The organism is Paenibacillus sp. MER 99-2 (genome assembly GCF_023714095.1).
Lineage (GTDB): Bacteria > Bacillota > Bacilli > Paenibacillales > Paenibacillaceae > Paenibacillus.
The window spans coordinates 215,673-229,405 of sequence record NZ_JAMAUZ010000002.1 but is presented as its reverse complement, the minus strand read 5'-3'; the positions used below and the strand labels follow the sequence as shown (position 1 = coordinate 229,405).

Sequence of the window (13,733 nt, the reverse complement as noted above, 5' to 3'; positions counted from 1 at the left end):
TTGGCTTAACGTTTTCCAATGAATAACACGTTTTTAGTCCAATGAAGATTGTATCCATAACGGTATAGCTCAAAGTATGGATATAGGCAGGCTTCCATGTCCTGCAAACCTTGATAACGAGGCCATTGCAAGTAGTATGCTACCCAATAATCACAAGCGATAGAGTAGTAGGCTTCATTCAATATTTCAATCGTCTCATTGTAGTCACTGCGCGAACTGAGAAGTTCTCCAAGTGCTTCGTAAACCGCTTCGCTATGTTCTTCATTCGTGCCTTGAATCGCTTCTTTCTCTAACTTTCCAATTTCACCCTGCTTTAAAACTACGACTTCCTTCACATAAGCCAAATCGTGTAATGCTTCCTTAGCAATGTCCGCTGCTTCGTCATCTTCCGGCACGATGGAGAACAGACTCTCCAACCCTTTTATTAGCTCTTGGCCGAGTCCTCGTAACGCTTCCTCGGATGTACCTTCATGTCCACCATTGAAATAACCTGGTACATATTCGCCGGTGAAATCTTCTGGATTCAACATCTCATAAATTGGACGTATTCTGTCCAAAAAACGCTGCCCACCAGGAATTGGTTCAAATACACGTTCAACCCCCGAGCCCGATGGCATAAACCACTGAAACAAACCGTACAGATGGTCTGCTTCGACATGCTCATCTTCTTCTATCTCTAATGCTTCTCCGCCCATTGCTAACAAATAACGACCATATTCCTGCTGATCCATGAATACCATCCCCTCTCTCGGTTGACTGGATTAAACATTATTTAGTTTTTATTGTTTTTTTCTAGATACCAAGCTGAGATTTCTTCACTAAAGTTAATTTGCTTTTGAATAAATTTTTCTTTAAATTCTTCTCCTATTGATTTGATTCCTAACTCAAAATGATCTTCAAGTTCACGCATCACGAACTCATATATTTCATCACTACTTTTTCCTTGTACTAGTAATTCAATTAATTGGACTGAAATGCAATCGTATTCATCTTTTGGCGCTCCACCTTCAATCAGCCCTACTGGATCCCACTCATTGACCAATGATTCAACCTGAGGATATAAATCTTTATATTTTTCTTTAAGTTTTTGAATTTTTTTATGAGATGGATGTTCCCACATAAAATCTATACCTTCCTTTATATGTTTGGTAATTTCAGCAATCATTCCTAAAATGATTATCTGATACTTTATATGCACTTAATAAGGGTTCATTGGGTTCATACCAATCCTTATTTCCAGCTTCTACTACCTGCCTTTTGCACGTTCCAAATACGCAACCACAATATGAAGTTTTTGAAGGTGTTGCATTATTGGATAATTTTAATACTTCTTCTAGTTCTGCAAATTGAAAAGGAAGCTTAATCGTCCCCTCATCAACCCAGTGGAAGCAAAATTTCTCTGGACAAGCATGAAATCGCTCTTTGTCTTCTTGGTAAATTAACGGCAATATTTCTTTATGTGACTTATGAAGATTAATCTGTTTTGAAACCTGAAGTAATAAGATCCGACACTTTACAAAATATCGGTGGTGCCCCACTCTGTCAGTTAAGAAATTCAGCTCTTTATCAGCCCTATTAACGAACACTGGAATGAATTCGAATGTTCCACTAAGATACAACCCGATAATGTGATTTATGTATGATACCAAATTGTAGTGAGTTGAATTTCTTCTGAGCCATACACCTGGCAAGTTATCTTTATTATTTATTTCTTTGAAAATAGTTAACACATTATCAGTCATTGCATTACTCCTTTGCTTCTGCTTCTTTGTTAGTTCATCCTCTGAACTCACTTTTTTACTCGCATTTGTTTCTTTAACAACATGATCTGCCCGACATGATAAGCATTATGAATGCTCAAATTAGAGACAACTCCCCACCAAGGAGCATCGAAATATTCTGGAAGTTGTTTGGTGAGCTTTGATTCTTCTGTTTCTTCTAAGACAACTCTCCAATTAACAAACACATTCTCAAGTTTATTCAATGTTTCTGTCCAGCCAATCTCATTCAATTGATCTTGTGCCACAGCAAATGTCTCATCATTATCAATATTATGATCTAATCTAAATTCTCCCGCCTTAAATCGCTCAAGCCACTTTTCATTCCAAAAAATAAGATGATTCACTATCGACCATATGCTTTGTTCATTGTCATTCTTAATGACTGCTTCTTCTGCTGTTAGATCATCCAGGATCTCCGCAAGAGGAATGAACCAACTCTTATCGTTATAACATGCCGTTAATTGATCTATCAAAATGGATTTATAGCTCATCATATAATCCTCTTCTCTTCATTAATTTAGATAAGTATTTCTCCCATCCAATTTACTAAGATTAAATCTTTCTCTTTTAAATAACACCAATCAATGATCTCGCCTACTAGTTTTGGGGTTATCAATTTATCTTGCCAAACAGGTGTCAGAACCCTTCTATATCCCGTATAATCACTACTTAACCCTTCAAACTCCCTACCCATTACGACTAACATCGGTCTCCAATTCGGCTTGTCTGCTTGCTCTAATTCGTAGGCAACAATAAACTTTTTATCTTCAGATAAGATGTGAAGCTTATGAACCCCAGCATCATCGTAGTCTGGGGCCACATACCAATAAAACACTCTATCAAGACGAACTATTTTTCGTCGTAGTTTTCTACTCACCGCCATGTCATGCACCTATCTTCGCTTTATTAGTCAACCTTCATCAAACCGTTTATCTAGATACTGCGACTCTTTGAGCCCTAAAATCATTAAAGGCATCAGCATGTTGCTGATTAAATAAATCAGGCACTTCATTTGGATCGAAGAATTGAACTTCTATACTTTCTTCATTACTACTAATCAGTTCTCCATCGGAAATGCGTCCCTGATAAAAAAACGAAATCGTTTGTGCCTGATCCCCATTTGCATACTTATCAAAATACTTGGTGTACACGCCTATTAATTTCTCAACGAAGATTGTTACTCCTGTTTCTTCTTTCACTTCACGAATAGCTGTCTCTTCAGCAGATTCGCCTAACTCCATAGCTCCTCCTGGGAATCCCCAAGCATTTTTATCTCTTCTGCGTTGAAGCAATATTTGTCCTTCTTCATTTAAAACGATGGCTCCTGCAAAGTTAAGAATGATCATCTCAGTGCCTACCTTACTTCTAATCCACTTAATATAATCCATTCATCTTCTCCTTTTCATAAACTTCTGTAGAGCTAAGCTTAAATATATCTATTCATTCCACAGTCTCGTTACTTCTTTCAATTCCAGGTCTTCAAATTGCATTTTATAGATATCCGGTTTCTTTAATTGATCTAAGAAAGCTAAGCCATAATTTGAATCAAAATGATTCATCATCAAAGTCATTACAAGACCGTGTGTTCCAATCGCAATTTTCTTTCCCTTGTGTTCTTTTAATATGGTTTTGAGCACTGTAATTGACCTATTCTGGCAATCCGCGTTAGATTCGCCACCTGGTAAGGCATATTCAGCGTTGTAGAAGTTATTTCTAATATTAGACATTAAATCAATAACATCATCTGATGAAAAGTGACGTTCCCTTAGATCTTCAAATGTTTCTATCTCTAAGTTTAAGTGCTGCGCTAATCCCTCAACACTCAATACCGCTCGGCGATATGGACTTGAAAGTATGATATCTATTCCTTCATCACTAAGTAGCTTCGTTACTTGTTCAACATCCGCCTTACCCTTTGCAGTAAGACCCCTAGTTCTTTCATTTCCTTCATCATATGGTGATTCCGCATGCCTAACCATGTAGATTGTAGTTTTCATATAGACCTCCTTGAAACGCTCTGATAAATAGATTTACTGTGATTTCACATCAGTACTTTATTTACAAATTCGGTCTTCCCATCCGTGTAAGCCTGCCGATTTTCACTATAACTATTAACTAGCTCTTTCTTTAGATTGGCATATTCAACTACAAATTCAGGATTGCTAATTAATGCATCTCTGAAGGATATATTCTTGAGATGCCTCCAAAAAAATAAGTATTTATGAAGATTATCCAAAACTCTTCGCGCCATCCTGACGTTCAAACAGCCTAAGTTACCCACAAAATCTTTCTAAACCTATAGCTACACCGTTCTCATCATTATCAGCGGTTATTTCATCAGCAATTTCCTTCAATTCCCTTATTGCATTCCCCATAGCAATAGCGTATCCAGCCTTTTTAAAGAGGCCTACGTCATTATGGTCATCGCCAAATACAATAACGGAATCCAATTCTACATGATACAATTCACAGAGTTTAGTAATCGCCAGCTCCTTAGAAGCCAGAAGAGGCATGATTTGTATTAATTGATTATTATCCGTAATTAGTATATTCACTTTACCTTCGAATTTTTTTAATAATCCAGAAGTGTCATTATTGCCGGAAAGGAGTATTTTCGTAGCATCATATTGCTTTAATTCATTTAAGGGTTTTACTATAGGGTTAGATCGTGTGTTCATTGAGGTAATATAATCAAGCTCTCTTAAACTAAACCACTCATCTTTCACTTCCATCGTCAGCTCAATCTCGGGGTTACACTTCAAACAGTAATCAAGAATTTCTGTGGTTACATTAGCAGGGATTGATTCATTAATTTCTATCTTAGTTTCTTTACAAATCACTTGAGCTCCGTTGTAATATACAAAAGCCCCGATATCCAATAATTCTTGAGGAAGAAACCAATTAACAGCTCTGGGCGGTCGAGCTGTTGCGAATATTATTCTCATTCCTTTCAGATAACAAGATAAGACAGCATCTAAATTTCTCTTGGATACTTCTTTATTTGAATTCAATAATGTTCCGTCCAAGTCAAGAACTACAGTTGAATACTTCAATGGATTCAACCCCCAACAACGTTTTTCTTCGGAATATCATGCTCAATATTATTCAAATAAAATTTCAATGCTTCTTTGTCCCAATCACTCCAGTTGTTATAATTATTAAAATTATAACTTGGAATTTTATAGAATAACGGAATAGCAATGACTCACGCGTATTTTCTAAATAGAACGCTTCCATCTTTGTGAGATTGTATCCCTATTTCTTCATATCCAACGATGTCATTCATTCTTATTGGCACTACTAATCTTTCATACTTGTACTTCTCATTAATTAACATATAGAAAGCCATTAAAACTGCATTTGTTACGTTCTGATCATTAGGTTCTCGAACCAAAAGTTCAGTTACAATAACCTCTTTGTCGTATTTGGAACGGTTGATTGCAATGTGGTAATCCCAGAATGGAATTGTACTCTTGCTGCCTGACTTACAAATAATAGGATAGTCTGAGTTAATAAATGTATCGAATGTATCATTTAGTTTTTCCAATTCGAATCTTTCAGTTGTACTATTTGTATCGGCTACACCGTTATGTATTACACGATGGTATTCAGTGTTGGTGAGGTGCTCTTTAAACTGATGAATTAATTCACCTCTTAAGAATATCGGACCAATCACATTTCCGCCTCCTCTCCTCAAAATCCCCGTGCTTTTGTCTACGTTCGGGACAATTGATTTCTATGAAATAGTCTTAAATATCTTATCTATCTCTTTTCGATCGTAATCAAGAATCCAATCGTTAAATTCCTTGTACAAGTAAAGCAAGGCTTCCTTAGTCGGTGAGACGATGTCTAAACCACGATCATCATAAATGTGTAAAACCAATTGGGATTGAGGATCTATGAAGTAAATTCTTGAATTAAGGTAACTATTCTTCTGAGTAAATCCTCCAATAAGTCCTAACAAATCAATATAGTCTATCTCGGACAGTTTGCATTCAAGAGAGTAAAATTTATAATGTCCAGTCAACTCTAGTGTTTCAGCGTCATAATCTTCTTTGTTAAGAAAATTATTCATTGTGTGGTCTGCAAAATATTGAAGAAGGTCAATTTCCCCTTCAATATAAGCATCTAAATCTCCAATAGGTTCATATGATATTCCGACGATATACACCGGATGCTTCTCTTTAAATATTGCTAGAAATAAGGCCAGGATTCTCTCCTGAACTACACTATAGTATGTGTCATTATCAATATTGCTGTTTGGTGGTCCCAGTTCAAACCGAATACTAAAATCATTATTGTAATAGAATGGTGGTTCAAAGATTATGTTAGAGAGATGTTCATTTATAAATTGTTGAATAGACATCTAGTTAATCCCCACCTTCTTGTAGATTGATTATTATGTTAGATATATTTCACATTTTTTCTTGGCAGCTATATTTCAAAATTAACTTATTATTCTTATAATCTTTTCAACCGTCTCTTCAATTCCAAGATCGCTTGTATCAATCTTATTTGACTGCATCCTTTGATATAACTGTAATCTATTAATACTATTATTTATTTGTTCTAAGCTTCTCATGTCGGAATGCATTCGATCTCTCAATGATTCCTCAGAACAGGTTAAAGTTATCTTGTATAGCTTGTACTCCGAAGTATGTAACCTTTCAAGTAAATCATTTAAAATGTCTTCCCTATGGAGAACCCAACTGAATATAACATAATTAAATAAAGGATTTTCCAAATAACTATTAAGTAAATAGGTAATATTGTTCTCAACCATTTCTATTGTATCTTTGTTTACCGTCCAGGGATTCATCATCCAACACCAATCTCCGTCTAACCATACAGATCGATCTAAAGATTTGTAAAGATATTTACAAGTACTTGTCTTGCCTATGCCCATACTTCCGTTTACTACAATTAGTTTTTTCATTCTATACACCTCCATTACTTTGTTAGAGGGATTTCAACTAAATTCGTTACCTGAATATCTATTTAAGTTTACTTTTCTTTCAGTTTATCCATTCGAATTTCACGCAATAATAAAAATAATGGCAATCCAAATGAAACCCCAACTGTTAATGTTCCAATGATCGGAATCCACTTATGCTTTATGCCAATTCGCTTTCCTTCATATAAAATGAATCCAATCAAAACAATTGCTGCAATTATTACATCCAACCAAGCAAATGCACTAATTCGATTCTGTGTTGCTTCATTTAATAATATTGTCATATTAAATCCGTGCTCACTAATCCAAGGAATAAACTCCATGTAGGGCAATGTTATTCCTAACAGTGTTAACACCCCATAAAAGTACTTCATGTCTCTCACCTCAAAATTATTAGTTTAAAAAGATCACAATAATTTCAACAATCTTTTCAGGTTGAACTTTCGTTATTTTTACATAACGTGCCTGTATTCACGACGCGAGCCGACCTTAGATAGCTCTTATCTTAGGTCGGCTCACATATCGTCCGAGTTATCTCCTATAATTATACATCTGTACGACCATAGGAGTAAGCCCGAAGCGTGAATATTATATTAGGATATGCCGCATTGCACTATCTACTAAAATCCATCTCAATATAAGGAATATCATGCTCGATATTATTCAAATAAAATTTTAATGCTTCTTTGTCCCAATCACTCCAGTTGTTATAATGATCAAAATCATAACTTCTATAAATTGCTGACACTACTCCAAACTGTCTAAGATTAATAAACTCAGGTATTAGTTTTAACCATGCATTATCCATTGTATTTTCTTTTACATACCCATCCATGAAGTTGTAATAATACCTCTTAGCTATCTCTGTCCTTCGTTGTCCATCTACGACCCAAGGGATCGGAATTTCATAGAATAACGGAATAGCAATATCACTAACAAACCAACTATATTCAGCTTCATCAAAATCAATAAGTACTACATCATCGTCTACATTCAGATAATTCCCATGATTTAAATCTCCATGAATAATGCCATACGAATCCGTATTCTTTGGCAGATTGCTGAGCTCTTTTTTCAGAATATCGTATTTATCAATGACATAAGAAAGCTCCGTAGGCAGATACTCTTTCATATTGATAAACAACTCTTTTTTATACCATTGTCTCCTGTTTAATTCATTTGTTAGATTCAACTTCTTGGAAAGATTATGTGTTCTGCCTGTATAACTACCAACTCTTTGATAGAACAAATTGCTCTCTTCAGCGATTCTAGCATTTCTACCACTAGAAAACTCAAAAGAAGTTGCATAAAATTCTCCATCACTTATTCCCTCTACAAATTTCCCATGAATAGAAGGTAACGCTTTGGAAACAGATACATTGTTATTCAATAGATAATTCATAAATTCAATTTCGGATAAAATTTCTTCTTCAGTTCGATGTGATTGATGAGTTACCCGGAGGACAACACTTCTATCATCTGATTTTCCAAAATAAACAAAGTTCTGGAATCCTTCTAAATCTTTAAGACTTAATTGATTAATATTGAACTTTTGAGCTGCCTCATTAAGGATTTTCTGGGTAAACAGTTCTTTAGCGTGCTTTTCCATAACGTTTGTTCCTTTCTCTCGTGATTTTTTCAGATAATGTTCCTGTATTCATGAGCCGCAAAGGGGTTATCTGCTTAAATGCTTCTCTGAAATCCTTCTACAGACTAAGATAAGCGCCGCCGTATGAATGCCCCGTTATAAGATGTCGCTTAATGATTAGATATATTTTGCTTTATTTCGTTTGTCATATATTTAACAAATGCTAATAAACTTTGTAAATCAAAATTGCTATTGTCGTTCTCTCTGTCGGATGATTCGTCCGTGTATATAGCTAGATAATACTTAACCAAGGGCTGAAAGTGTTGAGGTAGATATGTCATTCCCCACTCTCCACCCTCTCGCTTTGAAGATATCTTACCTTCTGTTACGTAATAGAGAACTCGACAAAAATTTAAGGTTAGGTACATAGAAGTAAGGTTCGTAGGAGGATTGTCAATGATCTCATCAGCACATCCTTCCACATCGTTTAATATGGAGTCGAGGTAATATTGACTATTAATCGGTTCATAAAGTTCACTTAATGGTTTTCCATACAGTGCTCTTCCTCGCTCATAGGCAACAACAAGTTGAGAGGCTAAATCCTTATCTTCCAATCCCCCGCAAAGATAATTCTCATCTGTACGATATTTTTCCCTATGATAATCGGAGTAATGGAATTCAAAAGGTGTAGGATATACAAACGGTTTTAAATACATTTCTAAGATAATGGTAAATTCTATTCCACGCTCATTAAACATCACAGACATTTCATCATGCAAAGATAAAGCTATTTTTGCAATTCTGGAGTTATTTACTGGTGTAAGCTTTTCTTTTACAACAACTAAAAAATCAATATCACTTTTTGTGGGATTAAAGCATCCCATAGCTAGTGACCCATGCAAATAAATACCTATCAAGTTCCCTTTAAGCTCTTCTCTAAAAAGTGCAACGATTTTATCTAATAAAGTTTGGGTATTCATATCAAGACACCTTTCTTTTATCATCTGGAATTCTATGTATCATTTAGCTACCAGTTCAATAAGGAATGCTGGTATTTTCCATTTTAGCGGTGTAAATCATCAAAAAATATATATAAAATAATTCAAATCATTTGTTACACTAAAAAAATCACATCATAAGATCGCTGATGTGATTTCTATAACTTATATTTTTGTATAAATAATCTTTTTAATACTATCGTTAGAAAGACCGAACTGATCAGATAGCTCATCTATCGATGAACCATCCAGATATTGTTTACGTATTGTTTCGTTTCTTTGCTTCAAATACTTGCGACTTCCCGAGTTTTCCCCCCACTTTTTTCGTTGTCCATCAGGTGTTGGGATGTATACCATGCTACTGTGAGTATATTTTTGTATTTCCTTTAATAATTCCTTCGGAAAAATCATATCGGCGTTTACATATTTCATAATAGCTCTGCTCCTTAAATTTAATTTAAATTAAGGTAGCAAAGTCTATTCTATAAACAACAAACGCAAAAACGAATATGAAGGCGGTGAAATAAATGCTAGCTCCATACAAACAACCGCCGTTGTTTATAGATCAAGACTTTGCACGGAGCAGATCGGACGCTTACTCATAATTTATAACCTCACTTTCAAAATAATCTGTGTATATACTTCGATAATATTTAACTGTTTCCTTCACCCAGTGTATCTGTTTGAACTAAGTTGCCAGTCTGGCGAAGGCAAGAGCGAGGGCAAATGCCCGCAACGTGAAGATTATGTTATCAGATGTTATTACCATCTTTGAAATCTCTCTCTAGTTGGTTTCCATGAAAAGCTTTTATTATAAACTCTCTGTCTGGAACGTTTAACTGCTCAAAAGATTCCAAAAATGCTTTATTATCATATGCAGTTCCTATAAGTTGAACACTTATTGTTCCTTTTTGGAGTTCTACTACCGCGTATCTTGCAATCGCATGTTCATTACAACCTAATGCTCCGGGATTCAAATAAACCCTTTGATTTGACTTGAAATAATGGATTGGATGATGATGACCAAAACAAACGAGACTATAAGGTGAACCTTCATATCTTGCGTCTAATTTCAATCCCGAAGGGGTTTCATCTATTATTTCTCTTTCTCCTTTCTTCATATGGTAATGCGTTATTAATATTTTTTGCCCTTCTATTTCAACTTCTAATGTCTGAGGGAGATTTTCTATAAACTTGATATTTTCTTTTTTTAGCTGTTTGCCGATCCACTTATGATGTTCAGCTATCATTTCATGACCCGGTAAGGTATCGTCACCTTGCAGTAGTTTCAAAACTGCCTCTTCATGATTACCTGAAACCGCCGTTACATCCTTTCGATACATTATCTCTTCAAGCACTTCGTTAGAGTTAGGGCCAATGCCAATCATATCACCGAGACAATATGTATGTTCGATGTCCCCACGAGAATCAATATCAGAGAATACGGCACTTAATGCAGGATAATTACCATGAATATCAGTTAGGATTGCAATCTTCATTTAGACCTCTCCTTTCATAACGTTCCTGTATTTCACATCCCGAAATATGATGGGTGTCCGGCGAAGGCCGAACCATTTCCGTAACGTGAATATATTGTTTAGCGATGATGGTTTTCCTCGAATACAATCATTCTTCTGTGTCCCATGGCCACCTAATCATCCCAAATCCTCTTGAATTCATTATTACATCTTCATACTCACTTTTATTAAATATGTACTTTTCTATTTCCTCAAAATAATGCACATTACCTGTATCTTCTTCTATACCATCATTCAAATTATTTTGTGTCCCGAACTTAGACCAAATAACTGTATCATCATTTATTTCAATTTCCACAGTTATAGCCCCACAGCCTAAATCAGCGCACGCAGGACAAATATAAATGGAATTTCGATTATTGGGTAGATCGGAATCAACTCTTAAAAGTAATCGAGCAATCTGCTGTTCTTGGAATTCAATACTGCCCCATCCTATACAAGATACAAAATCATATTTATGTGCAATCATCTCAAATAAAGATTTACCATCAATAATTATATCAGCGTAATTAATAAGTCCAGGATAACCTTCTCTTTGACGATTACTAGTATCAATTTTAGAAATCCTCATGTATTCCTCCCAAATGTTGTTAATTCAAGAAGTTTCGCCTAACGTTCCTGTATTCACACCCCAACGTATGCCGGACTAATGGCGCATACACATATCGTGAATATTTTGTTATGTAAGGCTCTCCTTCTCGGAAAGCAATAAATTTCTTTACAATCGACTTTCTAGGTCATTTAGTGTATTCAACCAGCTCGAATATTCTCCTGATTCTTCCCATAACTCTTGTAGTTCTGAGTCTTTCTTAATTTTTTTCATTGCTCGTTTAGCTTTGGAAATGAGATTTTTCCCTTTACCTTTATGTGCTTCGATCCATTCATATAGATCTTCAGTATTACTTTGACTATTTAATATCTCTTGGCCAGGTTTGCCTTGTAAAGCTGCAAGGACTTCGATTGCACCTAGAGCATTGGAAGCTAAATCTGACTCAATATATTCTTCTTCTAAAACTTCTTCAATCGTTTCTTCAATTAATTCAATGTCATCAGAATCAAGTAAATCTGCCTTCCAATCTAATACATCATCGTTTTCAAAAATTCCAGTTCCCCATGCTCCCATCATTAACCCCCTAAAGTGTTATTAAGTTTACTCGAAACATGGATATAATGTTACACGATGTCCCCGGCTTTGTAACCAAGCCCTCAATAAATAAGATCTTCTCGTACTTCTGTTCCCATCTCGTAACAGATCCACCAGTGTGCCGGTGCCTCGTCAACACTCGATTACTCCTGATCTTGAAGAGGTATATCCAAGTACCCGTTACAAGATAGAATAATATGTTTTATTCTAGGGTTTTCTGGAAGCAGCCATTGCCTTTAAGGCATTCTCAAAATAGCTATATACTTCATCTGCAATTTCCAGAAACTCTTCAACAAGCACACTACTACAATCCAAGTAACAAGCATACAGATAATCAACTAGAGCGGAGTCAATATCACAATAGTCTACTATGGCAATCTTCATCTTAAGCATGTCATCTTGCCATACACCTGTATCTACTAAAACCAAAGAGTATAAGGCACGAATTAATCTCTTAGAGTAACCTTTAATATATCTGGTTTTTAATGCGTTATCACTAGTATTAGAAAGTAAACGATGTATACGATCTACTTCTTCCTTAGTCTCTCTATTTAAGTCTAAAATGAATTCTGGAGAAATAATGATCGGGGGTACTTTTTCACCAATGTCATCCCCATGTATGCAAACACAAATGATCTTAACCCAGAAACCCCACTCATTCGGTTTATTTAATACATCGTCTATTGAGCAAATTATCGTATCAATCTTAGTTACGAATGGATATTCTTCCAAAAGCCTGTCTTGAATATTCGACAATCTTTCATAATCGATATCTTTGGGATTTTCACATACAATCGTAAAGTCTGCATCTGACTTAAAAGGTGTAGCAGTTCCTTTGGGAATCGAGCCGCACATATAAATGCTATGAATTTCACCTTTGTATTCGGTACGTACATGATCTATATACTTATCAACCAAATCCTTATATTCACTTTGTATTTCAACTCTATTTATTACTTTTTCTAATATCATGCAGACCCCTCCTGAAATATGCTTAGTCCATTAAGATTGAGATATATTCTTCATCTTTAAGCCTTGTCACCTTACAGTTCTCATTGGATTCAAATGCTACTATTCTCTCTTCAATTGTTTTATTCGTACTATCTTTAAATTTGTCCTCTCGATCATAGTGAGGAAAAATAAGCTTGTCTGTTACACCTAATGCCTTAAAATCTGTTAAATCCATAGTGTTCATCTGTGGAGTAAAGAAGTCGACAATATTAATATTCGGCCCCAGTAATAACGTTCCAGCACTCACTCCAACTATAATTACATTCTGTGTGGCCAATGTTTTAATAATTTCATCAGTACCACTTTTCTTAACGTAATACAATAATGTAAATGGATTTCCACCATTGATATATATAACATCGCTATGTATGAGAAGTTGCGGATCATCAAATTCTATATCTACAAAATCAATATGCTGAAACCCCATGCCTTTGAAGTCCTGCACCGCCCTTTGTGCATATCTATTATTTTCTTTCATAGGGGATGCTGTTGTAATAATAGAGACCTTTAATTGAGAAATATCTCTTTCAATAAAACTCAGAAATTGATTCTTAATATCTTCAGTATTAAAACCACACGAAGTTAGTAACAAGCTACTCATTGAAATCCCAACCCTTAGATAATAGTTTATCTAATCTTTATAATAATTAAGCATTCCCCTGATTTCTGCTAAAGTTCCTGTATTCAAGAAACGCCCCAGCCTTAGATAGCTCTTATCT

At 35.3% G+C, this 13,733-nt stretch carries 21 protein-coding genes; all 21 read right to left on the bottom strand.

Features of this window, described 5'->3' with window-relative positions; all coding sequences use genetic code 11:
* Positions 1-5: 5 nt before the first annotated feature.
* Complete coding sequence (locus tag M3636_RS11905) at positions 6-731, bottom strand: hypothetical protein (RefSeq protein WP_251382661.1); 726 nt, start codon at positions 729-731, stop codon at positions 6-8.
* A 41-nt stretch (positions 732-772) separates the two neighbouring features.
* Positions 773-1,120, bottom strand: coding sequence for a hypothetical protein (locus tag M3636_RS11900; protein ID WP_251382660.1), 348 nt, complete (start codon positions 1,118-1,120; stop codon positions 773-775).
* Between the two features lie 34 nt (positions 1,121-1,154).
* Positions 1,155-1,742, bottom strand: a complete 588-nt coding sequence (locus tag M3636_RS11895; protein WP_251382659.1) for a hypothetical protein — start codon at positions 1,740-1,742, stop codon at positions 1,155-1,157.
* 47 nt (positions 1,743-1,789) lie between these two features.
* Positions 1,790-2,275: a DinB family protein gene (locus M3636_RS11890; RefSeq protein WP_251382658.1), complete on the bottom strand. Its 486-nt coding sequence runs from the start codon at positions 2,273-2,275 to the stop codon at positions 1,790-1,792.
* Between the two features lie 23 nt (positions 2,276-2,298).
* Positions 2,299-2,664: a hypothetical protein gene (locus tag M3636_RS11885; RefSeq protein ID WP_251382657.1), complete on the bottom strand. Its 366-nt coding sequence runs from the start codon at positions 2,662-2,664 to the stop codon at positions 2,299-2,301.
* A gap of 46 nt (positions 2,665-2,710) precedes the next feature.
* On the bottom strand, positions 2,711-3,169 hold the full coding sequence (locus M3636_RS11880; protein WP_285858841.1) for an NUDIX hydrolase: 459 nt from the start codon (positions 3,167-3,169) through the stop codon (positions 2,711-2,713).
* A gap of 48 nt (positions 3,170-3,217) precedes the next feature.
* Positions 3,218-3,778 (bottom strand): histidine phosphatase family protein, encoded by a 561-nt coding sequence (locus M3636_RS11875; protein ID WP_251382656.1) that lies wholly within the window; start codon positions 3,776-3,778, stop codon positions 3,218-3,220.
* Between the two features lie 44 nt (positions 3,779-3,822).
* Positions 3,823-4,032 carry a GrpB family protein gene (locus M3636_RS29755; RefSeq protein WP_353056295.1) on the bottom strand — a complete coding sequence of 70 codons (210 nt, stop codon included), beginning with the start codon at positions 4,030-4,032 and terminating at the stop codon, positions 3,823-3,825.
* Positions 4,033-4,054: 22 nt separating this feature from the next.
* Positions 4,055-4,834, bottom strand: a complete 780-nt coding sequence (locus tag M3636_RS11870) for a Cof-type HAD-IIB family hydrolase (RefSeq protein WP_164848642.1) — start codon at positions 4,832-4,834, stop codon at positions 4,055-4,057.
* A gap of 152 nt (positions 4,835-4,986) precedes the next feature.
* The gene (locus M3636_RS11865) at positions 4,987-5,457 is read right to left on the bottom strand and encodes a hypothetical protein (protein WP_251382655.1); all 471 of its coding nucleotides are present in this window, start codon (positions 5,455-5,457) and stop codon (positions 4,987-4,989) included.
* Between the two features lie 60 nt (positions 5,458-5,517).
* Positions 5,518-6,147: a DUF3885 domain-containing protein gene (locus M3636_RS11860; RefSeq protein WP_128100877.1), complete on the bottom strand. Its 630-nt coding sequence runs from the start codon at positions 6,145-6,147 to the stop codon at positions 5,518-5,520.
* An 81-nt stretch (positions 6,148-6,228) separates the two neighbouring features.
* Positions 6,229-6,717, bottom strand: coding sequence for an AAA family ATPase (locus tag M3636_RS11855; RefSeq protein WP_128100876.1), 489 nt, complete (start codon positions 6,715-6,717; stop codon positions 6,229-6,231).
* A 68-nt stretch (positions 6,718-6,785) separates the two neighbouring features.
* Entirely contained in the window at positions 6,786-7,109 is a 324-nt protein-coding gene (locus M3636_RS11850) for a DUF2834 domain-containing protein (protein ID WP_128100875.1), read from the bottom strand.
* A 239-nt stretch (positions 7,110-7,348) separates the two neighbouring features.
* The gene (locus M3636_RS11845; protein ID WP_251382654.1) at positions 7,349-8,344 is read right to left on the bottom strand and encodes a phosphotransferase enzyme family protein; all 996 of its coding nucleotides are present in this window, start codon (positions 8,342-8,344) and stop codon (positions 7,349-7,351) included.
* Between the two features lie 149 nt (positions 8,345-8,493).
* Positions 8,494-9,303 (bottom strand): aminoglycoside adenylyltransferase domain-containing protein, encoded by an 810-nt coding sequence (locus tag M3636_RS11840; protein ID WP_251382653.1) that lies wholly within the window; start codon positions 9,301-9,303, stop codon positions 8,494-8,496.
* A gap of 183 nt (positions 9,304-9,486) precedes the next feature.
* Positions 9,487-9,753, bottom strand: coding sequence for a CD3324 family protein (locus M3636_RS11835; protein WP_251382652.1), 267 nt, complete (start codon positions 9,751-9,753; stop codon positions 9,487-9,489).
* A 320-nt stretch (positions 9,754-10,073) separates the two neighbouring features.
* The gene (locus M3636_RS11830) at positions 10,074-10,820 is read right to left on the bottom strand and encodes a metallophosphoesterase family protein (protein WP_251382651.1); all 747 of its coding nucleotides are present in this window, start codon (positions 10,818-10,820) and stop codon (positions 10,074-10,076) included.
* Between the two features lie 127 nt (positions 10,821-10,947).
* Positions 10,948-11,430, bottom strand: a complete 483-nt coding sequence (locus M3636_RS11825; RefSeq protein WP_251382650.1) for a hypothetical protein — start codon at positions 11,428-11,430, stop codon at positions 10,948-10,950.
* Positions 11,431-11,577: 147 nt separating this feature from the next.
* The gene (locus tag M3636_RS11820; protein ID WP_251382649.1) at positions 11,578-11,985 is read right to left on the bottom strand and encodes a DUF4259 domain-containing protein; all 408 of its coding nucleotides are present in this window, start codon (positions 11,983-11,985) and stop codon (positions 11,578-11,580) included.
* A 225-nt stretch (positions 11,986-12,210) separates the two neighbouring features.
* Complete coding sequence (locus M3636_RS11815) at positions 12,211-12,975, bottom strand: nucleotidyltransferase domain-containing protein (RefSeq protein WP_251382648.1); 765 nt, start codon at positions 12,973-12,975, stop codon at positions 12,211-12,213.
* Positions 12,976-12,997: 22 nt separating this feature from the next.
* On the bottom strand, positions 12,998-13,615 hold the full coding sequence (locus M3636_RS11810) for a Type 1 glutamine amidotransferase-like domain-containing protein (protein WP_251382647.1): 618 nt from the start codon (positions 13,613-13,615) through the stop codon (positions 12,998-13,000).
* Positions 13,616-13,733 lie beyond the last annotated feature (118 nt).

Bases quoted from the DNA above. Each gene is read 5' to 3' on its own strand.
- M3636_RS11905 (WP_251382661.1), bottom strand. From the start codon at position 731: ATGGATCAGCAGGAATATGGTCGTTATTTGTTAGCAATGGGCGGAGAA.
- M3636_RS11900 (WP_251382660.1), bottom strand. From the start codon at position 1,120: ATGTGGGAACATCCATCTCATAAAAAAATTCAAAAACTTAAAGAAAAA.
- M3636_RS11895 (WP_251382659.1), bottom strand. From the start codon at position 1,742: ATGACTGATAATGTGTTAACTATTTTCAAAGAAATAAATAATAAAGAT.
- M3636_RS11890 (WP_251382658.1), bottom strand. From the start codon at position 2,275: ATGATGAGCTATAAATCCATTTTGATAGATCAATTAACGGCATGTTAT.
- M3636_RS11885 (WP_251382657.1), bottom strand. From the start codon at position 2,664: ATGGCGGTGAGTAGAAAACTACGACGAAAAATAGTTCGTCTTGATAGA.
- M3636_RS11880 (WP_285858841.1), bottom strand. From the start codon at position 3,169: ATGGATTATATTAAGTGGATTAGAAGTAAGGTAGGCACTGAGATGATC.
- M3636_RS11875 (WP_251382656.1), bottom strand. From the start codon at position 3,778: ATGAAAACTACAATCTACATGGTTAGGCATGCGGAATCACCATATGAT.
- M3636_RS29755 (WP_353056295.1), bottom strand. From the start codon at position 4,032: ATGGCGCGAAGAGTTTTGGATAATCTTCATAAATACTTATTTTTTTGG.
- M3636_RS11860 (WP_128100877.1), bottom strand. From the start codon at position 6,147: ATGTCTATTCAACAATTTATAAATGAACATCTCTCTAACATAATCTTT.
- M3636_RS11855 (WP_128100876.1), bottom strand. From the start codon at position 6,717: ATGAAAAAACTAATTGTAGTAAACGGAAGTATGGGCATAGGCAAGACA.
- M3636_RS11850 (WP_128100875.1), bottom strand. From the start codon at position 7,109: ATGAAGTACTTTTATGGGGTGTTAACACTGTTAGGAATAACATTGCCC.
- M3636_RS11845 (WP_251382654.1), bottom strand. From the start codon at position 8,344: ATGGAAAAGCACGCTAAAGAACTGTTTACCCAGAAAATCCTTAATGAG.
- M3636_RS11840 (WP_251382653.1), bottom strand. From the start codon at position 9,303: ATGAATACCCAAACTTTATTAGATAAAATCGTTGCACTTTTTAGAGAA.
- M3636_RS11835 (WP_251382652.1), bottom strand. From the start codon at position 9,753: ATGAAATATGTAAACGCCGATATGATTTTTCCGAAGGAATTATTAAAG.
- M3636_RS11830 (WP_251382651.1), bottom strand. From the start codon at position 10,820: ATGAAGATTGCAATCCTAACTGATATTCATGGTAATTATCCTGCATTA.
- M3636_RS11825 (WP_251382650.1), bottom strand. From the start codon at position 11,430: ATGAGGATTTCTAAAATTGATACTAGTAATCGTCAAAGAGAAGGTTAT.
- M3636_RS11820 (WP_251382649.1), bottom strand. From the start codon at position 11,985: ATGATGGGAGCATGGGGAACTGGAATTTTTGAAAACGATGATGTATTA.
- M3636_RS11815 (WP_251382648.1), bottom strand. From the start codon at position 12,975: ATGATATTAGAAAAAGTAATAAATAGAGTTGAAATACAAAGTGAATAT.
- M3636_RS11810 (WP_251382647.1), bottom strand. From the start codon at position 13,615: ATGAGTAGCTTGTTACTAACTTCGTGTGGTTTTAATACTGAAGATATT.